Here is an 18,805-nt window from a genome sequence, read left to right as displayed (position 1 = left end):
TTATGACAATGACTGAATTGAAGACCAAGGTAAAGGTAGTACCAGCAAAGCAAGAGGACAAATTGGCGCAAGCCCTCTATCATGCTTATCAAGAACGTCAGCCGCTTGAGATGACTGAATGGGAGAAGGTTGTCAGCGATGATCAAACTGCCTATGAAGTGCAAGACCAATTGATGGAATTGAAAAATCAGCCACTTGGGGGTTACAAGGTCAGTTTGACTAGCCAAGAAACGCAAGATATGTTCGACTCAAATGAACCATTGTATGGGGCTCAGGTGCAGAATCATTTTGTTCAGTCACCAGCCAATCTTTCGTTGAAGAGCGATTTGTTGGACCCATTGGCAGAGGTGGAATTGGTCTTCAAAGCCAAGGAAGACTTGCAAGTCACTGATTCTTTGGAAGATTTGCGTCGTAAAACGACTGTGGCAGCTGGTGTGGAAGTACCTGATGCCCGGTTTACGGACTGGTTCCCATCGTTGAGCAAGTACTTAGTCATGGCAGATGCAGCGGTTGGCGGTTTTGTGGTTTATGGACCAGAACGAGAAAGTACATCTTTGACCGTTGCTGAATTTGAGGATGTGAAGGCCCATTTGGCCCATAATGGCGAAGTGGTCGCTGAAGGAAGTTCAGCTGAAGTTTTGGGTAATCCACTTAAATCGTTGCAATGGCTAGTTAAAAGATTGGCAGCGCAAGGAAAAACCTTGCATGCGGGGGAGCGAGTTTCTTCAGGAACCTTCCTATTGCCCCCACATCTAACAGAAGGAACTTGGACAGCTAGCTTTAACCACGATTTTGCAGATGTTGTGGTGGAAGTTAGTAAATAAACAAACAATTTTGAAATATCAGACAGAATAGTTGTCTTTTTACGTTAAAATGAGTATAATCATTTCCGTTGGGCAATGCCGGTTGCCATCATGTTGGTAACCTTCATTGTTCAGTCACCCATTTTAGCGGTTCCAAATTGTCTGTTTCAGTAAACAACAATTGGCCGTACCAATAAATTGGGCGGCCTTTTATTTTGAATAAAATCGATCGGGGAGTTTGTGTAACAGACTGAGAGGATGGTAAACCATTGACCCGAACACCTGAACCGGATAATGCCGGCGGAGGAAATCGTATCACTTTTGTAATCGAGGACTCCGTTTTGGGGTGCTCGATTTTTTCTTTTAAATGAGAAAGGAGTGGTAGTGAACAATTCACGGTGATGATGCCGTGGCGGGATGAAGGGGAGCGCCTTGATCCTGAAAAAACAGCGATGGGAAGCCGTGTTCCGGCGTGAGAGGAGACCAATTAGTCTCGACCGAACTTTTTACTAGACAGGGTCTGCCTGACTGGTTTAACCGCAAGAGTGGGAAAGGAGCGCTGTTTTTCGCTACCCCACTGATTTTAAAAGGAGCGTTTTCAGATGAAGACACAGAAAAAATTATCAACGAAGAAGATGTTAGTGACGGCCTTGTTGGCTGCTTTGGCCTATGTTTTAAATAGTTTTGTCTATTTCCCGGCAATGGCACCTTTCCAACACTTCGTTGATGTCTTAGCCGCCGTTTTGGTGGGGCCATGGTATGGCTTTGCTAGTGCCTTGATTTGTGGTATTTTGCGAATGATGTCCGGTCGGACGATTCAAGCCGTGACGGGTGCTATTTTTGGCCCCATCCTCGGTGGTTTGATTTATCGTAAAACCCACAACCTTTACCTGGTTTTCCTTGGTGAAGTGATTGGAACGGGTATTTTAGGGGCGTTGACTTCTTATCCATTGATGAAGATTTTCTATGGCTTGGACGTCCACAAGTGGTATTACTTTGTGCCATATTACACACCAGCTGCCATTGTCGGTGCTGGAATGGGATTGGCAGTGGTTCTGATTTTTCAGAAGACGGGACTGCTTAAGCGGATGCACGCGAGCTTGGACTAAATAATCACGGTCAATCAGGGCGGTTTTGGTAATAGGGTTGGTAAAGGGGAGAGTGAGCGATGAGCGGTAAGGAATATCTGATTTTTGACCTCGATGGCACATTAGTTGATTCCATGCCTTTTTGGGAGAATTTAGCCACTGAATTGCTTCACCGACATGGCATTGACCAGTTGCCAGCAGACTTGCATGACCGGATTCAAACCATGACTTTGACGGATTCGGCCGTCTTTATACAAGAGTTATTTGCGTTACCGGTCACAGCAGAGAGCTTGGCGCAGGAGATGCGAGCTTTGATGGACCAACACTATCGAAATGATATTCCGCTTAAGGTTGGCGTGTATGCATACTTACAAAATGCATACCAATCTGGTCGCAAAATCGTTCTGGCAACCGCTAGTAGCTCGGTGTTGGCCAAAGACTGTCTACGTCGTCTGAAACTGCTGCCATTTTTTGACTTTGTTTTTTTCTGTGAAGATGTTGGGCAGGATAAAACGCAACCTACAATTTACCAGGCTGCTGCACGGTATTTTGGCCAGCAACCGAACAAGATTTCAGTCTACGAGGACGCACTGTATGCGGCTTCAACTGCAAAGAGGGCGGGTTTTCATTTGATTGGTGTCTACGACCATCAGTCAAAGAAAGAGTGGACTGATTTACAAAATTTAGCAGACGAAACGATTGATTTTGCGACTGTAGTAAAAGGAGAAAATAAATGAGTGCAAGTGTAGCGATTCAGGTCTTACCAGCGGCCGAAAATGACCAAGAATTGTGTCGAATGGTCGATGAGGTGATTTCTTATATTCAAAGTACTGGCTTACGTTATGAAGTTGGCCCCTTTGAAACAACCATTGAAGGCAATGATTACAACCAGTTGATGGACATCGTGAAAGAGTGTCAGCATGTGGCTGTTCGGGCAGGTGCCAAGAAGGTTTCCGCCTATATCAAGGTCGCCTATCAACCCGATGGTGAAATCTTAACGATTGATCAAAAAATCGGTAAGTACCAAAAATAAAAAAAGTCAGACCCGCAAAGGTCTGACTTTTTTTGAGCTGACGATGATAGAATCGCAGCTTTCATTATTGCAAGAGTGCTTCCAAAGTTGGCAAATCCTCAACTACTTGGGTTGGTTTGATTTCTGCCGGGTTGTCTTTGTGATTGGGATTAATCCAAATGGTGTCGAGTTGATAGTTTTGGCCACCTAAGATGTCAGAAGTTAAGCCATCCCCAATCATTACTGTATTTTCCTTGGTCATTTGTGGGTTATCTTGAAAAATGCGGTCGAAGAATGCTGCGTCGGGTTTAGAAGCACCAATCATTTCAGAAGTGAAAATTTGGTCAAAGTACTGATCTAAGCCAGTTTCCTTGAGGCGCAGGCGTTGAGTGGCATCCTGGCCATTCGTACCAGCGATAATGGTATATTGGTCTTGCAGGTGTTGCAAAATTTCAGTTGCATAGGGGAGCATCCGATAATTATGGTCACGCAATGTGGCGTATTCTTGCTCAAGTCGGTCGGCATCATAGTCGATTCCGAGAGCTTCGAGGGTCTTTTTGAAACGCTCTTCAAAAATTTGTTGGCGAGCAATTTCTTTGAATTCGTATTGTTGCCAGAGATGGTGGTTAATCTCTTGATAAATCTTTAGTGCATGGTCTAAATCAGTGCCTGTTAAGCCTAATTCATTTGAAAAAAGCTGACGAATGGCGGCGACTTCGCCTCCGGTAAAATCCAAGAGGGTGTCATCAAGGTCAAAAATCAAGTATTCATAGGTCATGCTACAATCCAACTTTCTATACTATAATTAACTTTAATTATGATAACACGGTGGTTAAAAGACAACCCCTTAATTTTTGTTTTATTTTAAAAGAAAAAGGGGCGTTCCGAACTGATTTTAAAAATGATTAAAAAACGTCCTTTGTTATCAAATTTTAATCTTGATAAACTTGACGAAGCCCCCCTGGTTAGGTGTTTAATGGGGAGGTAATATTTTTTGTTAAAATACTAACGAAAGAAGGAATGATTGTCTGATGAGAATCGAGAAGAAGCATGTTGTCGGGATTGTCCTGGCAGTCGTGGTTTCGCTTTTTGCCCAATTTTTGAGTAAATATTTACCGCAATTGGGAGCCGAAAGTTTGGCCATGATTATTGGGATTTTGTTGGGAAACACTATTTTTGCTGGTGACCAGTATGGTGCTGGGGTTAAATGGTCAGAAAAATATCCAATTGAGATTGGGATTGCTTTGCTGGGGTCGACTTTGACCTTTAAAACACTTTCCAAATTAGGATTGAATGGTATCTTCTTTATCATTATTAATATGATTTTGGTGATCGGGATTGTCTTCTTGTTGGGGAAGTACCTGTTTAAGGTTGATGATAACAGCACGATGCTGATGGGTGCCGGCAATGCCGTCTGCGGTTCAAGTGCCATTGCGGCTGTTGCGCCCGTTATCAAGGCCAAGGATGATGATCGTCGAACGGCGGTCGCAACCGTTTCTTTGACGGGAATGCTGCTTTTGCTGACATTGCCAAGTTTGTCGCACTTCTTATTTGGTGATAACAACCTATTGCGTGGTGCCTTAGTCGGTGGCACTGTCCAATCTGTTGGCCAGGTTGTTGGAACAGCTTCCTTGATTAACTCAAATGTTGTGACCTTTGCAACGTTGTTTAAGCTGTTGCGGGTCATTATGTTGGTCTTTGTGGTTGTTTTGTTTGCTTATATCGCTAAGCGGCAAAATGCAAAAGAGGCGGTCGAAGAGGACGAAAAGGCTAAAATTACGATTCTACCTTGGTACATCATCGTCTTTGCCATCTTACTGGTAGTGAACTCAATCATGGCCTTGCCGGCCCCAATTCACCAGTTCAGTCACACGGTGTCGACATTCTTTGGTGTGGTTAACTTGGCTGCGATTGGCTTGAACTTGAAATGGTCAGTTATCAAAAAGAGTGGGGTTAAGTTCCTTAGTTTTGGTTTCTTGGTCGGCGCTGTTCAAGTTTTGCTCGCTGTTGTTTTGATTCATTTATTCTTTTAAATATTCGTTGAAAAATTAGTCCTGACGTCAACCGTCAGGACTTTTTTGTGTTAAAATAATCGTATTAAGGGCATATGCAGGCGAAACCCGTATCAAATTGCCGTCCAAAAAAGGAGGCTTTTTTGATGCGCATTCATGTTTTGCAACATACACCAAACGAAGGACCAGGGAGCATTGCTCGTTGGTCACAGAAACACGGTCATGAGATGACTGTTCACCACCCAGCTCAATTTCAAGATGTCTTGCCAAGTGCGGAAGATGTTGATTTCTTAGTTATTTTGGGTGGGCCTATGAGTCCTAATGATGACTTGCCTTGGATTGCTGAAGAGCGATCATTAATTGCGCAACTAATGGCCCAGCATAAGCCGATTTTTGGGGCGTGCTATGGTGCTCAGCAAATTGCTAAGGTTCTTGGGGGCGAAGTTCTTGATGCCCCTTATAAGGAAGTTGGTTGGGCACCGGTTAAGAGAGTTAGCGATCGTATTCCGGGATTGCCGGAGAAAGTGGAAGCGCTCCATTGGCATGAGCAAATGTTTACCATACCTGATCAGGCAGAGCTTTTGTTCAGTACTGATTTGGTCAAAAATCAGGGTTTTGTCTTTGAAAATCTCTTAGGATTACAGTTTCACTTTGAGCCAGAGGCGGACAACGTTCGCGAAATGGTTGCTAATGATAGCGCGTATGCCAACGATGCTAAAAATGCTTTGCACCAAACGGGCGCTGATATTTTAGCTCACGGTGTTCCAAGTAAAAATCAGGAAATCATGTTTTTGTTGTTGGACTATTTAGTTGACCAAACAAATTAATTTCAGACAAAAATAAAAGGGCTGTCATTGTGACAGCCCTTTTATTGTGCATTGATTCAATTGACTTAGTCTTTGATAACGAGTAGGTGAATCAATTTGTCGTAACCAGTGCTTTCATCAGCATCGCTTACACGTAATGGACCAGCGATCACTCGAGTAACGCCAGCCAAAACTAGTGTTCCAATAATGACCAAAGCAAGTGTTACCAAAACGGCGATTGCTTGATGACCAAGTAAGTCCCAGTGGCCAGAAATTAAACCAGCGGCACTACCAGGTAAGTTCTTATCAGCGAAGACACCAGTCAGAAGAGCGCCAACGGTACCACCAATTCCGTGAATACCAAAGGCATCCAATGTGTCGTCGTAACCGAAGAAGTTCTTAATCGTTGTGATGCTGACAAAACCAAGGACGCCGGCAATCAAGCCCATGACAATAGCAGCCCATGGTTGAACGTAACCAGCTGCTGGTGTAATTGCTACCAAACCAGCTAAGGCACCAGTTACCAATCCATCGAGCGTGACCTTCTTTTGAATCTGGTAAGCAATCACTCCCCATGAAAGAACAGCTGCTGATGAAGCTACCCATGAATTAAGCAATGCCACAATGGCTTGGTTGTTGGCAGCTAAAGCTGAACCAGAGTTGAATCCAAACCAACCAACCCAAAGTAAGAAGCCACCAACCAAGACGAAGATTGGATTTGTTTGGTGTGGCTTTTGATCGTTACGTGGGCCAAGAATCAAGGCCAATACCAAACCTGTGACACCAGACGAGATGTGAACAACGGTACCACCAGCGAAGTCAATAGCACCCAACTTAGCTAAGAAACCGTTATCCCAAACCATGTGGGCAAGGGGAGCGTAAATGAAAATCAACCATAATGTTAGGAAAGTTAACATTGACTTCAAACGCATCCGTCCAACTACTGAACCAGTGATGATGGTAATGGTGATAATTGGGAACATTCCTTGGAAGATGGCAAAGGCACCATCTGGAATGTTCAAACCGCGAGTAGACCCTGAAAGAGAGACGTGGTTCAGTCCCAAGTAATGTAGGTTTCCAATAAAGGAACCAGATCCACCAAAGGATAAGCTATAACCTAACAATGCCCAGACTACTGTGGCTAGACCAATCAGCAATACTGATATACCAACCGTATGCAACAAGTTTTTCTTGTCGCCTAATCCTGCGTAAAACAATCCCAAACCTGGGGTCATGATCCAAACCAAAACGGCTGATGTCAGGACCCAAGCAATACTTCCACTATCCATGTGAATTCCTCCAAGTACTGTTTCCCTGCTATTTATTACAGGTCTTATCATACCGCTTGTTATAACTGTACCAATTTAAATTTGGTAGCTTTCCTGACAAAGATTATATGCCTTGTTAGGCAAAGGGGGGTATATTCGTCAGTAAATATTCGGGAAACGCGATGAATTGCTGACCTGGTGACCGAATACACCAGGGTTTTTATCAATAAGGAGAACTCATGTTTGACACTGCTGATGATTTTATTCGACGTGATCCTGCTTTACAGCACCGCTACCAGGTTTTGCTTTTTCATACTGGTTATAAGGCGGTCAGGGCTTATCGTAAAAGCCATTACCTCTGGACGCATGGCCACCCATTTTTGGCTCAGCTACTTGCGACCCATAGTAAGAGAAAAACCGGGATTGATATTCATCCCGGCGCAACAATTGGTAAAAACTTGGTGATTGACCACGGTGTCAACGTTGTGATTGGTGAAGAAACTGTGATTGGTGACGACGTGACAATTTACCAGGGCGTCACCTTAGGCGCTCGTTGCGCTGTTAAGGATGGCGTACGGCGTCATCCAACCATTGGCGACCGAGTCTTAATCGGTGCTGGTGCCAAGGTAATTGGGAACATCCACATTGGCCAGGATAGCAAAGTCGGTGCCAATGCTGTTGTTTTGCAAGACATCCTTGCTGGTCAGACGGTTGTGGGTATTCCTGCCCGTGTGGTCAATTAATGGAAATCAGCTGGGTTGAGTTTTTGAAAGAGGATAGTTATTGATAAAAGTGTAGTAACATTTTTGTAAATGGCTCAGAGCTAGCATTAATGTGGCCTGTCAATTATATCGTCTTTTCCTAATTAAAATTGAAACAATTCATAGAAAAAAGCAAAGTTAACTTTGCTTTTTTTGTTAATTTAAAATTAACTGATTAGGGAGGCTGATTTAGAGAGAAAGTAAAACTTTTATATTAATTGCTAATATGTATAATATATTACGTAAGATATTATAAATTAGAAGAGAGATGGTTTTGTGATGCGAATTAAGATGTTTAAATCGGGTAAAAACTGGGTCATGATGGGAGTGGCGATTGCTAGTGCCTTAACTTTGGCGGGTATTTCCGCGAGTGCTGATGTAACTAGCGCACAAAGTAACAACCAGGCAACGGCGACTGCTACGGTGAACTCATCAGGACAAAGCCAACAGAAGGCTGCTGATCAGGCTACAAGTGGCAGTTCAAATGATACAAATCAAGCCGACACGGTTAACGATAAAAGTGATTTAGCACAGGGCTCAAACAACACAGCAACAACTAGTGAAGCGAACTTCAAGACAACGACTACAAATAGTACGAACACTGGTTCAGAAAGCGCTCAAAAATCGGCTGATGATTCAAAGCAATCAACCAAAACAGCTGAAAGTCAGTCTACCGTGAGTACTAGCGATAGCCAGTCAACGTCATCTGACCAAAATCAAAAGAATACGACCAATAATCAATCTGCAGCAACGACTAATAATGGTCAAAAAGCGGCTGATAATCAACAAAGTCAACGCGATACGGCACTGACTAATTTGGCTCAGCAGCATGTTAATGGTTATATCTATTCACCTGATGTTTCAGGAGCGAATGGTGGTTGGAATTGGTTTGTTGATGGAAAGCCCTACACAGGCTTCCAATATCATGAGGGAACTTATTACTGGTTTGTTGATGGTGTCCGACAAAATCAGGGTTGGCGGAATGCTTGGAATCTGAACTATTATACAGACCAAGATGGCCGTGCTGTCCAGGGTATTCAAAACATTAATGGTCAGGATTTTGATTTTGGTAATGATAACACGTATTACTTGCGATCAACTGGTTACCTTTATGACGGTTCAGCGCAAAATGGTGGATATCGTTGGTACGACAATGGTCAACTTTATTCTGGCTTTCGTGGTTATATGGGCACTTACTATTGGTTCTTGGATGGTGTTCGACAAAATGAAGGTTGGCGTAGTGCCTGGGGCTTAACTTACTACACTGATCAAGATGGTCGTGCTGTCCAGGGCAGCCGGATTATTGATAGTAAGTTATATGATTTTGGTGATGACAATACCTACTATGAACGGCCGTTAAATGGTTATTTGTGGGATGGATCAGCTCAAAATGGTGGTTACCGTTGGTATGATAACGGTAATCTTTATACTGGCTTTAAAGCCTACACTGGCACTTATTACTGGTTTGTCGATGGTGTTCGGCAAAATCAGGGTTGGCGGAATGCGTGGGGGCTAACCTATTATACGGATCAAGATGGCCGCGCTGTACAAGGTATTCAAGGCATTGATAACGGTACTTATTTCTTTGGTTATGATGGTACTTATTACATGCGAACTAACCAATACTATACGGATGGTAACAGTATCTACTATGCCGGTGGTGATGGTCGTGCATTGACTGGTAACCAAAATGTTTTGGGCCGTTCAGTTTCGTTCGATGGTAACGGTCGTTTAGATGTTAGCCAGTTGAATATTGATTTTCCTCATGTTTCTTTGAACCAAGGACAACTAGGCGCACCAGAAGGTTGTGAAGGCGTTTCATTCCAGATGGCGCTTTCCGCCAAGGGCAAGAATGTGCCAAATATTCACGATATTTATAATCAGATTGGTTATGGTTTTAACGTTTCAGCTGACCAAGGTTTCCATGGCAACCCATTTGGCTACGGCCAATGGTATACTCAAACGGTTTTGGCCTCTGCCTTGGCCCGAAACTTGAACGGCGTCTTTGGCGTTCAAACCAAGGACATCACAGGAGCCGGTGTCAATGACGTGCTGGTTCAATTATTATCATGGAACCCAGTTATTACCTACGTCCCATGGAACTTGCAGCTTAATAATGCAAGTAACAACTTCCATGTTCAACTGATTTACGGTTACCAAAATGGTGGCTTTAAGATTGCTGATCCACTACAAATTGCTCGTGGTGCCAATTATTGGCTGTCAACAAGTGATTGGCAGTATTTGAACTCCAATGTGCAGCCAACTGGCTATGGTGCACCAGCTTCCATGAACGTTGCCATAATCTAAAACAAACGATTAGATTGATAAAAATTAGGACATTGTCCTCTCTTCTGTCACTTGAAGCTAGGCTCAAAACTGAGCTTAGCTTCTTTTTATTGCGCTACTATCCTGTTTTCTTGCTATAATAGAATAAACTTAATGAAGGAAAAAGTGCATGGCAGACTGGCAGAAAATCGTTGTAAAAGTTGGAACAAGTACCATTGTGGACCTGGATGGGCAAATCAAATACCCGGTTGTGAACCGTTTAGCTCAAACACTATCGACCTTGCAAAAGGATGGTCACCAGGTGCTATTGGTGACCTCAGGTGCCATTGGAGTCGCTTTGAACCAGATGAATTTGCACCAGCGGCCAAAGGAAATTCCAAAGCAACAGGCGCTCGCTGCCATTGGGCAGGGGTATTTAATGTCTTTGTACCACCAAAGCTTTGCCTTCTATCAGCAGCAGGTTGGGCAGGTTCTTTTGACTTATGATGTCTTTGATAACCCAGTCATGCTAGAAAATACTACAAATGCCATTGAGGCACTTTTTGACCAGGGTGTGATTCCGATTATTAACGAAAACGATGTGATTGCCGTTGACGAGTTGGATCACCAACACTCGTTTGGTGATAACGACCGCTTAGCCGCATTAGTGGCGAAGCAAATTCAAGCCGATGGCTTAATTATTTTGAGTGATGTTGATGCACTTTATACGGCTAACCCAAATATTGATCAAAATGCCAAGCCGATTCACCGAGTGGAAGAGATTACGGAAACAATTTGGCTTAGTGCAACGGGTTCAACTTCCGGTTTGGGCACTGGTGGCATGAGCACAAAGTTAGCGGCAGCTGATTTAACGATGAAAAATGGTCAAAAAATGGCCTTGGTGAATGGGAATGACCCGGCCAATATCCTTGCTGTGATTGCAGGAGAAGAAATTGGGACACTTTTTGAGGAATAGACGATGACAACAGTTGAAAAAATTGGCCAACAGGCCAAAGAAGCAGCACACGTTGTTGCGCAATTATCAATACAAGACCGCAACCAAATTTTATTGTCGATGGCTGAAGCCTTGCGGGAGCAAAAGTCAGCTATTATGGCCGCAAACCAAACGGATTTAGAAAACGCGACAGCGCTTTCTGGCCCAATGCGCAATCGCCTAACGCTTGATGATGCGACGATTGAGGGCATCGCTACTTCCTTGGCAGCTGTGGCAGACTTGGATGATCCGTTGGCCGGTCCTTACGAAAACTGGGAACACCCATCTGGATTCAAAATTATCAAGAAAACTGTTCCACTTGGAGTGGTAGCGATGGTCTATGAGGCCCGACCAAATGTGACAGTGGACGCCGCTGCCTTGACGTTCAAATCAGGTAACGCCGTGATTTTACGTGGTGGTAAAGAAGCAATCCATTCCAACATTGCCTTGGCGCAGGTGCTGCGTTCCGTACTGACGGACCATCAATTGAATCCTAATATTATTCAATTGATCACCGATACCACACATGATTCCGTTAACGAATTGCTTCATCTGCGTCAATACGTGGACGTCTTAATTCCTCGTGGTTCTGGTAGCTTTATTGACTTTGTGGTGACGAACGCCACCGTACCAGTGATTGAAACCGGGGCAGGCAACACGCACATCTTTGTGGATGAAGATGCCGACCAGGATCAGGCAATCGAAGTGATTGTCAATGCAAAAACGCAAAAGCCCGCTGTCTGCAACGCCGCCGAAAAGCTACTGATTCATGAAAAAATTGCTGCTGAATTCTTGCCGAAGGTGGCTTCGGCCTTGATTGAAGCTGGTGTTGAACTACGCGGCGACGACCAGGCTGTGGCTATTGATGGCCGTCTCTCATTAGCAACACCAATTGATTGGGATACGGAATACAATGACTTAATCATGGCGATTAAGGTTGTGACCGATATCGATGCTGCCATTGATTGGATTAATGCGCATACGACTCACCATTCCGAAACTATCCTTGGAAAAAATCCACAGCATGTCGCTGATTTTATGAACCGAGTGGATGCAGCGGTGGTGTACCAAAATGTTTCAAGCCGCTTTACGGACGGCTTTGAATTTGGCTTTGGTGCCGAAATTGGGATTTCCACGCAAAAGTTGCACGCTCGTGGTCCAATGGGCTTGCCAGCGTTAACGACTATTAAGTACGAAGTTTTTGGCGATGGTCAAACGCGCCATTAAAATCAAACATCCAGACAATTTCTTATTAAATAGTTCAAAAAGTTATCAATCTTTTTGAACTATTTTTGTTTTCTGTTACGATTTTAGAATAAAAAGGTGTAAACTAAAAATATGCAAAAAAATACCTTTCATTTTAATACAAATCGATTGATGGTCATTATTAACGGGGCTTTGGTTGGTGTTTTAACCGGGATTGCGGTGTCCGTTTTTCGAATGAGCATTGAACACTCGCTTTCGTGGTGGCGTGATATGTATACGTACATTAAAAATGGTCACTGGTCAATGCTTGTCCTCGTTGTTCTTATTAATTTAGTAATCGGCGTGATTGTCGCGCTGTTAGTGAAAAAGGAACCCAATATCGCGGGTTCCGGGATTCCACAGGTTGAAGGGCAGTTGATGGATCAACTGCATTTAAATTATTTTTCGATTCTATGGCGGAAATTTGTTGCCGGTATTTTAGCTATTGGTTCGGGCCTGATGTTGGGACGCGAAGGACCCTCGATTCAACTTGGTGCCGCCGTCGGACAGGGGGTTGCTGAAACTATCAAGGTTGACCATAGCCAGAAAAAATCATTAATTGCGGCCGGTGCGGCATCTGGTTTGGCTGCTGCCTTTAATGCACCGTTAGCTGGTGTGATGTTTGTTTTGGAAGAAATTTACCATAGTTTCTCACCAGTTATCTGGCTGGGGGCATTGGCTGGTTCAGTGATTGCCGATGCAATTTCCACGATTGTTTTCGGCCAGACGCCGGTTTTGGCGGTTGGACAATTACCAATTATTCCAGTCCGCCTCTATGGCCTGCTATTAATTTTGGGACTTGTTCTCGGTTTGCTTGGTTTTCTGTACCAAAAAACGCTCTTGGCCAGCCAGAAAATCTATCAATGGACACACCTACCAAAATATTTAAACGGCCTGATTCCACTGATGCTTGTCATTCCGTTAGGCCTTTTTTGGTCAAATGGCCTTGGTGGGGGCAATAATTTAGTCTTAGCGCTTGGTCACCACGTTCCAGGCATCAAAATTTTATTGGCCATGGTACTGGTTCGCTTTATCTTCTCGATGATTAGTTACGGCTCAGGTCTTCCTGGAGGCATCTTTTTACCAATTTTGACGCTTGGTGCCTTAAATGGTGCTATCATTGGTCAGGTTTTTGTCATTTTTGGTTGGTTGTCTGCGTCTTATCTCATTGATTTCGTGGTTATCGGCATGGCTGCTTATTTTGCGGCCATTGGGAAAGCACCCTTTACGGCTATCATCCTGATCATTGAGATGGTCGGTTCCGTGACCCATGTTTTGCCATTGGCCTTTGTCAGTTTAGTAGCTTACCTAGTGGTCGATTTGTGCAATGGTGCACCAATCTATGAATCCTTGCTGAACCGTCTTTTGCAAAATCAGGAAGAAGATGGCGGCCAGCAACTGATTACCTTGGAAGTGCCAGTTTTGGCCGGTACAGTTTTAGAGGATCGTGAAATTCGCAATATTGACTGGCTCAGTCAAAGCTTAATTACGATGGTGAAGCGGGGAAATCAAAGCTTACTACCAGCTGGAGACCTGATTTTACGGCCGGGGGATACCATTTATGTTCGGACGGCACAAGCCGAATCCAAAAAGGTTCGCGCATCGCTTCTATTAAAAATGTAAAAATATTGAAAAGGGTTCGATTCAGTGCTTGCTGAGGGGGCCCTTTTGTTATAATATTTTTTAAAATCAGCAAAGAGGAGAGAAAGCCATGCGTTATCAAAAAATACTCGTAACGGGAGGCGCTGGCTTTATTGGCGCTAACTTCGTTCGTTATCTGCTGGAGCATGAACAGAAAGTCGAAATCACGGTTTTAGATAAGTTAACTTACGCCGGAAACTTGGACAATCTAGCCGATTTATCAACTGAACGACTGCATGTAGTGGTTGGCGATATTTGTGACGCGCCACTGGTTGATCAGCTGGTTCAGACTGTCAATGTCGTGATGAACTTTGCGGCGGAAAGCCATAATGACAATTCATTAGCCAATCCAAGGCCATTTTTGGATACAAATATTATCGGTACCTATACGTTGCTGGAAGCAGTTCGTAAATACCGTGTCTTTTACCATCACGTTTCCACTGATGAAGTCTTTGGTGACTTACCGATTGATTCAACGGCGACTTTTCAAGAAGAGTCTCGTTATCAACCTTCGTCACCATATTCGGCAACCAAGGCAAGCTCTGACCACTTGGTTCGGGCGTGGGTCCGGTCTTTTGGTATTCAAGCTACGATTTCAAACTCGTCGAATAATTATGGCCCTTATCAATATGTTGAAAAGCTAATTCCACGGACAATTGCTACTGTCATGAGTGATGAAAAGCCCCAAGTATTTGGTTCGGGGAAGCAGGTGCGTGATTGGTTGCACGTGACGGATCACGTTCGAGGCCTGTTAGCTGTCTTGGAAAGAGGGAAAAGTGGTCAAACCTACCTTTTTTCGGCTAATTGTCAGTTGAGTAATTTAACAGTTGTGCAAAAAATCATGGACCAGCTTGGCCAAGATCCGTCGAATATTTCGCATGTTGCTGATCGTCCCGGTCATGATCAGCGTTATGCCTTGGATGCTAGCCGCACGATGGCAGTTCTTGACTGGCACCCGGTCTTCACTGATTTTGATGCCGGTTTAGAAGAAACGATTGCTTGGTACCAAAATCACGAGGATTGGTGGCAAAAAGCGCACTCGATTGTCGAAGTTAAGTACCTTCAGGAAGGACGTCGGTGAAAAATGGCTGAAAAATTTTTTATTCGTGAGGCTACGCTGCTTGACTTGGCTGCCCTTCATACGCTCAATACAAATGAGTTAGGTTATGATTACCCAATTGAGAAGGCGAAAAATCAGTTATTGCAATTACTGGAAGATCAACGCCACCACCTGTTGGCGGTTGCTGAAAGTTCACAACACGAGGTTTTAGGTTAACTTCATGCCGAAGTTTACCAGGAAATTTATGCTGATCCTGCGTTGAATATCCTGGCATTGGCGGTTAACCAGTCAGCGCAGGAGCAGGGAATTGGCACGGCTTTAATTGGGTGGTTAGAGGCGGCGGGCAAAAGCCGAAAAATTCGAATCATCCGGCTTAATTCTGGTGCAAATCGCCAAAATGCCCATGCCTTTTATCGACATCTTGGCTTTGAAGAAGTGAAAACGCAAAAGAAATTTGTCTTAGTGAGTGATTGACGGTCTATTCCGTAAAGCGAGACGGAATGTTCAATCGGTAAACGCCTTCCAAAATTGGTATAGGCGTTTTTTTAATCAATATTATTCTAATTAAATTATATAGTTGCTGATTTAACAGCTTTTTTTATTAGAAAAATTATTTTATCCGCTAAAAATTACAAAAATCGTTATAAGTATGCTACAATAATATTAGTCATACTTATTAGTTTAAGAATACTTTTATTCACTCTAATGGCGTCGTACTTTCATACATATCTGAATATTAATTTTGACAGTTAATTGTGCCAGTATTCCAATTAGCTAAAAACCTACATGTTAATCGCAAACGATTAGCCACAAATGTTCGCTTTTTATCTATGAAGAGACACGATTTCAAAATTCGGGGACTTACACCACTTTATTGTCGGCGCCGAACTTTGAGTAGTATGCAACTGCCAACACGGTCACGCAAGAGAAGACGTGCCGTGGCCAGGAGACCATCTCTGGTGTGATACCTTCTCATGAACCATTGAAAGGAATACTCATGCAAGCATTCCAAAAAGGAGTTCAAGCAACACTCAAGGCTCTTGGGACAAAACCGGACCAAGGGCTTTCGGAAAATCAGGTCGAGAAAAGCCGGCAAGAACACGGAAAAAACGTTTTCGTTGCTGAAAAGAAGACGTCTTTAGCTAAGAAAATCTTGCTTAGTTTAAAGGATGTGGCAACTATCATTTTGCTGATTGCGGCCGGGATTTCCTTTGTCGCCACTTATTTGGAAGGAAGTAATAATTACTTCGAAAGTCTGTTGGTGATTGGGATTGTGGTCATCAACTCAGCATTGTCCATTTTCCAAGAAGGAAAGGCGGAGAGCTCTTTAGCCGCCTTGAAGGATCTGAATAAGAGCCAGGTTAAGGTTTTGCGTGACGGCCAGCCGGAATTAATTGATTCGGATGACGTTGTTGTCGGCGATATTTTGCTCTTAGAAAACGGACGATCCATCGCCGCTGATGCGCGTTTAATTGAAGCTGTTGAATTGCAGACAGAAGAGTCTGCATTAACTGGTGAAAGTTTACCCGTTGAAAAAGATGCGGAGGCTACTTTTGAGGGAGACAAGGACGTCGACCTCGGTGAACGAGTAACGATGGTTTACCGTGGTACGACCGTTGTTAATGGTCATGGTCTTGCCATTGTCACGGCCGTCGGAATGGCAACCGAAATGGGTCAGATTGCCAGCCTGTTGAACAACGAAAACAGCACGCCATTGACACCATTGCAACGTCGTTTGGCTCAATTAGGTCGTAATATTTCTTATTTGGCCATTATCTCGGCTATTGTCGTTTTGACGCTGGGAATTGTGCAAGGAATGGATTTGAAGCACATCTTCTTAACGGCCATTTCCTTAGCCGTTGCCATTGTGCCGGAAACGCTGCCAGTGATCGTGACCATGACTCTAGCTCTTGGCGTTCAGCGAATCGCCAAGAAGCACGCTATTATTCGTCGATTACCAGCGGTTGAAACGCTGGGAACAACGAATGTCATCGCTTCGGATAAGACTGGAACGTTGACGCAAAACAAGATGACAGTTCGTCAAGTCTGGCAAGCGAGTCAAAATCAGTTATCAGCCACAGCAGATGGTATCACACCTGAAGCCGAGGAAGTTTTGTCACTGGCCGCAATGTCAACAAACGTTGCCGTAGCGGAAGATGAAGATGGGGAAACTCGTTTTGATGGCTTGCCAACGGAAGTTGCGTTGGTGCGGGCTATTGACCCAATTAAAAGTCGAGAAGACTTATTGACTGAATATCCTGTAGTTGATCAGGTACCATTTAATTCAACAAAAAAGCGGATGACAACCGTTCATCAGCGACCAGATGGTGGTTACATTGCCATCACTAAGGGAGCCTTTGATGTTTTGGCCCCAATGTTGGCAAATGGTGATGTGGCCGAAGCCGAAAAGATTAACCAAAAGTTCGGTCGTCAGGCACTGCGTGTGTTGACCATTACAAAGCAGGTCTTTAATCAGTTGCCCGAAGAACCAACTCAGGAATTTTATGAAAGCAACTTAGAACTGGTCGGTTTGGTTGGTATTATTGATCCACCACGTCCAGAATCGGCAGCGGCTGTTGCCCAGGCAAGACAAGCTGGGGTTAAGACGGTGATGATTACCGGTGACCACGTTGAAACGGCGAGTGCAATCGCCCGTGAAATCGGAATTTTACAACCAGGCGACAAAACATTAACCGGTGCCGAATTGGCCCAATTATCCGATGCTGAATTGGATAAGAATGTTAAGGATTATAGTGTTTATGCTCGTGTAACGCCAACTGATAAAATCAGAATTATCAAGTCATGGCAGCGACAAGATGCCACGATTGCCATGACGGGTGATGGTGTTAATGATGCGCCGGCCCTGAAGGCAGCCAATGTTGGTATTTCCATGGGTCAAACCGGAACTGACGTTGCTCGTGGTGCTTCCGATATCGTTTTGACGGATGATAACTTTGCAACGATTATTAGTGCCATCGAAGAAGGACGAGGGGTTTATGTTAAGGTTCGTAAGACCATTAATTTCCTTCTGTCCGCTAACATTTCGGAATTAATCGCCATCTTGATTGCCATGATTTTGGGCTGGGGTTCACCATTACTCCCAATCCATTTGCTCTTTATCAACCTTGTAGCCGATGGTTTGCCAGGATTCGCCTTGAGTCGTGAACCAATGTTAACAAATGTGATGGATAAGGCGCCAATGCCAAAAAATGCATCACTGTTTAGCCAGGGACTTGGCCGACAGATTGCCTTAAACGCATCGCTCTTTGCCTTGGTGACCTTAGGTGCCATCTGGTTTGGTCAAAACGTGGCCATGGGTGGTATCGCCACTTCAGAAGAAGTGGGCCAGACGATGGCCTTCGTGGTCTTGTCATTAACGTCGATTATTCACGTTTTCAATATCCGTTCTGAAAAGTCGCTCTTTTCAATTCGCTATGGTGCCAACCCATCGTTGGTGAACATGGCCATCTTAGCAACATTGATTACCATTGCCGTTTCTGTGATTCCGGGTGTTCAAGGACTCTTCGGCTTGGTTAGCTTATCAGCTAACCATTGGTTGATGATTGTTCTCTTAACTGTTGTGCCGACAATTATCTTAGAAATCTTGAAGAAAATCAGTCCCAAGCTCTTTCAGGTTTAATGACTAACAACTTACTCGAAAGGTAAATGAGTATGCAAGCAAAATCGAGACCCGAACGCCGAAAAAGAGGCTTCCCCATTAGCAGTATTTTCATTATCTTAGGTAGTTTTATTGGTATTGACCAGGTTGAAAAGGTTTATCCCGCTATTCAGGATAATCTCTTCTTGAACTTTATCATCTTTGTTTCGATTTATTCAGGACTAAGTCTGG

The 18,805-nt window shown here is 43.9% G+C and carries 17 protein-coding genes and 1 riboswitch; of the genes, 15 read left to right on the top strand and 2 right to left on the bottom strand.

All coding sequences use genetic code 11. The features are described 5' to 3' along the window. The first annotated feature begins 2 nt into the window (after positions 1–2). From AOQ32_RS01985 to AOQ32_RS01970, 4 genes are all read left to right on the top strand, one after another. Positions 3–824 carry a 2-keto-4-pentenoate hydratase gene (locus AOQ32_RS01985; protein ID WP_420889744.1) on the top strand — a complete coding sequence of 274 codons (822 nt, stop codon included), beginning with the start codon at positions 3–5 and terminating at the stop codon, positions 822–824. 199 nt (positions 825–1,023) lie between these two features. Then, positions 1,024–1,129: riboswitch (TPP riboswitch) on the top strand. Between the two features lie 276 nt (positions 1,130–1,405). Then, entirely contained in the window at positions 1,406–1,912 is a 507-nt protein-coding gene (gene thiW / locus AOQ32_RS01980) for an energy coupling factor transporter S component ThiW (RefSeq protein WP_059393358.1), read from the top strand. 59 nt (positions 1,913–1,971) lie between these two features. After that, complete coding sequence (locus AOQ32_RS01975; protein ID WP_059393357.1) at positions 1,972–2,628, top strand: HAD family hydrolase; 657 nt, start codon at positions 1,972–1,974, stop codon at positions 2,626–2,628. Continuing rightward, positions 2,625–2,924, top strand: coding sequence for a thiamine-binding protein (locus AOQ32_RS01970; protein WP_059393356.1), 300 nt, complete (start codon positions 2,625–2,627; stop codon positions 2,922–2,924). The genes AOQ32_RS01975 and AOQ32_RS01970 overlap by 4 nt, the downstream gene beginning before the upstream one ends. Before the next feature lie 64 nt (positions 2,925–2,988). Here AOQ32_RS01970 and AOQ32_RS01965 read toward each other — a convergent pair whose 3' ends face one another. After that, complete coding sequence (locus AOQ32_RS01965; protein ID WP_059393355.1) at positions 2,989–3,681, bottom strand: YjjG family noncanonical pyrimidine nucleotidase; 693 nt, start codon at positions 3,679–3,681, stop codon at positions 2,989–2,991. Positions 3,682–3,934: 253 nt separating this feature from the next. Here AOQ32_RS01965 and AOQ32_RS01960 point away from each other — a divergent pair, with 253 nt between their 5' ends. Together AOQ32_RS01960 and AOQ32_RS01955 are read left to right on the top strand one after the other, a co-directional pair. Then, on the top strand, positions 3,935–4,936 hold the full coding sequence (locus AOQ32_RS01960) for a YeiH family protein (protein ID WP_059393354.1): 1,002 nt from the start codon (positions 3,935–3,937) through the stop codon (positions 4,934–4,936). Between the two features lie 125 nt (positions 4,937–5,061). Further along, complete coding sequence (locus tag AOQ32_RS01955; protein ID WP_059393353.1) at positions 5,062–5,742, top strand: type 1 glutamine amidotransferase; 681 nt, start codon at positions 5,062–5,064, stop codon at positions 5,740–5,742. 65 nt (positions 5,743–5,807) lie between these two features. On the opposite strand, the gene AOQ32_RS01950 is transcribed toward AOQ32_RS01955, so the two are convergent. Then, positions 5,808–7,010 carry an ammonium transporter gene (locus AOQ32_RS01950; protein WP_059393352.1) on the bottom strand — a complete coding sequence of 401 codons (1,203 nt, stop codon included), beginning with the start codon at positions 7,008–7,010 and terminating at the stop codon, positions 5,808–5,810. Positions 7,011–7,228: 218 nt separating this feature from the next. Between AOQ32_RS01950 and epsC the strand changes: the two genes are divergently transcribed. The 9 genes from epsC (at position 7,229) to AOQ32_RS01910 (ending at position 18,595) form a co-directional block, all read left to right on the top strand. Then, the gene (gene epsC, locus AOQ32_RS01945) at positions 7,229–7,732 is read left to right on the top strand and encodes a serine O-acetyltransferase EpsC (protein WP_059393351.1); all 504 of its coding nucleotides are present in this window, start codon (positions 7,229–7,231) and stop codon (positions 7,730–7,732) included. 297 nt (positions 7,733–8,029) lie between these two features. Continuing rightward, entirely contained in the window at positions 8,030–10,057 is a 2,028-nt protein-coding gene (locus AOQ32_RS01940) for a KxYKxGKxW signal peptide domain-containing protein (RefSeq protein WP_083994346.1), read from the top strand. 148 nt (positions 10,058–10,205) lie between these two features. Then, positions 10,206–10,991, top strand: coding sequence for a glutamate 5-kinase (proB, locus tag AOQ32_RS01935; RefSeq protein WP_059393350.1), 786 nt, complete (start codon positions 10,206–10,208; stop codon positions 10,989–10,991). A gap of 3 nt (positions 10,992–10,994) precedes the next feature. After that, positions 10,995–12,236 carry a glutamate-5-semialdehyde dehydrogenase gene (locus AOQ32_RS01930; RefSeq protein WP_059393349.1) on the top strand — a complete coding sequence of 414 codons (1,242 nt, stop codon included), beginning with the start codon at positions 10,995–10,997 and terminating at the stop codon, positions 12,234–12,236. Between the two features lie 111 nt (positions 12,237–12,347). Then, positions 12,348–13,877, top strand: coding sequence for a ClC family H(+)/Cl(-) exchange transporter (locus AOQ32_RS01925; protein WP_059393348.1), 1,530 nt, complete (start codon positions 12,348–12,350; stop codon positions 13,875–13,877). A gap of 88 nt (positions 13,878–13,965) precedes the next feature. Next, positions 13,966–14,976, top strand: a complete 1,011-nt coding sequence (rfbB, locus tag AOQ32_RS01920) for a dTDP-glucose 4,6-dehydratase (protein WP_059393347.1) — start codon at positions 13,966–13,968, stop codon at positions 14,974–14,976. A gap of 3 nt (positions 14,977–14,979) precedes the next feature. Continuing rightward, positions 14,980–15,171 (top strand): hypothetical protein, encoded by a 192-nt coding sequence (locus tag AOQ32_RS08960; RefSeq protein ID WP_242976707.1) that lies wholly within the window; start codon positions 14,980–14,982, stop codon positions 15,169–15,171. A gap of 42 nt (positions 15,172–15,213) precedes the next feature. Next, on the top strand, positions 15,214–15,429 hold the full coding sequence (locus AOQ32_RS08955) for a GNAT family N-acetyltransferase (protein ID WP_242976706.1): 216 nt from the start codon (positions 15,214–15,216) through the stop codon (positions 15,427–15,429). A 523-nt stretch (positions 15,430–15,952) separates the two neighbouring features. Continuing rightward, entirely contained in the window at positions 15,953–18,595 is a 2,643-nt protein-coding gene (locus tag AOQ32_RS01910; RefSeq protein WP_059393346.1) for a cation-translocating P-type ATPase, read from the top strand. The last annotated feature ends 210 nt before the right edge of the window (positions 18,596–18,805 follow it).

It is taken from the genome of Fructobacillus tropaeoli (assembly GCF_001047135.2).
In the GTDB taxonomy this organism is placed as follows: Bacteria; Bacillota; Bacilli; order Lactobacillales; family Lactobacillaceae; genus Fructobacillus; species Fructobacillus tropaeoli.
This window is presented reverse-complemented; position numbering and strand designations above follow the sequence as displayed.

Coding starts and splice junctions, on each gene's coding strand:
- AOQ32_RS01985 (WP_420889744.1), top strand. CDS start 3: ATGACAATGACTGAATTGAAGACCAAGGTAAAGGTAGTACCAGCAAAG.
- thiW (WP_059393358.1), top strand. CDS start 1,406: ATGAAGACACAGAAAAAATTATCAACGAAGAAGATGTTAGTGACGGCC.
- AOQ32_RS01975 (WP_059393357.1), top strand. CDS start 1,972: ATGAGCGGTAAGGAATATCTGATTTTTGACCTCGATGGCACATTAGTT.
- AOQ32_RS01970 (WP_059393356.1), top strand. CDS start 2,625: ATGAGTGCAAGTGTAGCGATTCAGGTCTTACCAGCGGCCGAAAATGAC.
- AOQ32_RS01965 (WP_059393355.1), bottom strand. CDS start 3,681: ATGACCTATGAATACTTGATTTTTGACCTTGATGACACCCTCTTGGAT.
- AOQ32_RS01960 (WP_059393354.1), top strand. CDS start 3,935: ATGAGAATCGAGAAGAAGCATGTTGTCGGGATTGTCCTGGCAGTCGTG.
- AOQ32_RS01955 (WP_059393353.1), top strand. CDS start 5,062: ATGCGCATTCATGTTTTGCAACATACACCAAACGAAGGACCAGGGAGC.
- AOQ32_RS01950 (WP_059393352.1), bottom strand. CDS start 7,010: ATGGATAGTGGAAGTATTGCTTGGGTCCTGACATCAGCCGTTTTGGTT.
- epsC (WP_059393351.1), top strand. CDS start 7,229: ATGTTTGACACTGCTGATGATTTTATTCGACGTGATCCTGCTTTACAG.
- AOQ32_RS01940 (WP_083994346.1), top strand. CDS start 8,030: ATGCGAATTAAGATGTTTAAATCGGGTAAAAACTGGGTCATGATGGGA.
- proB (WP_059393350.1), top strand. CDS start 10,206: ATGGCAGACTGGCAGAAAATCGTTGTAAAAGTTGGAACAAGTACCATT.
- AOQ32_RS01930 (WP_059393349.1), top strand. CDS start 10,995: ATGACAACAGTTGAAAAAATTGGCCAACAGGCCAAAGAAGCAGCACAC.
- AOQ32_RS01925 (WP_059393348.1), top strand. CDS start 12,348: ATGCAAAAAAATACCTTTCATTTTAATACAAATCGATTGATGGTCATT.
- rfbB (WP_059393347.1), top strand. CDS start 13,966: ATGCGTTATCAAAAAATACTCGTAACGGGAGGCGCTGGCTTTATTGGC.
- AOQ32_RS08960 (WP_242976707.1), top strand. CDS start 14,980: ATGGCTGAAAAATTTTTTATTCGTGAGGCTACGCTGCTTGACTTGGCT.
- AOQ32_RS01910 (WP_059393346.1), top strand. CDS start 15,953: ATGCAAGCATTCCAAAAAGGAGTTCAAGCAACACTCAAGGCTCTTGGG.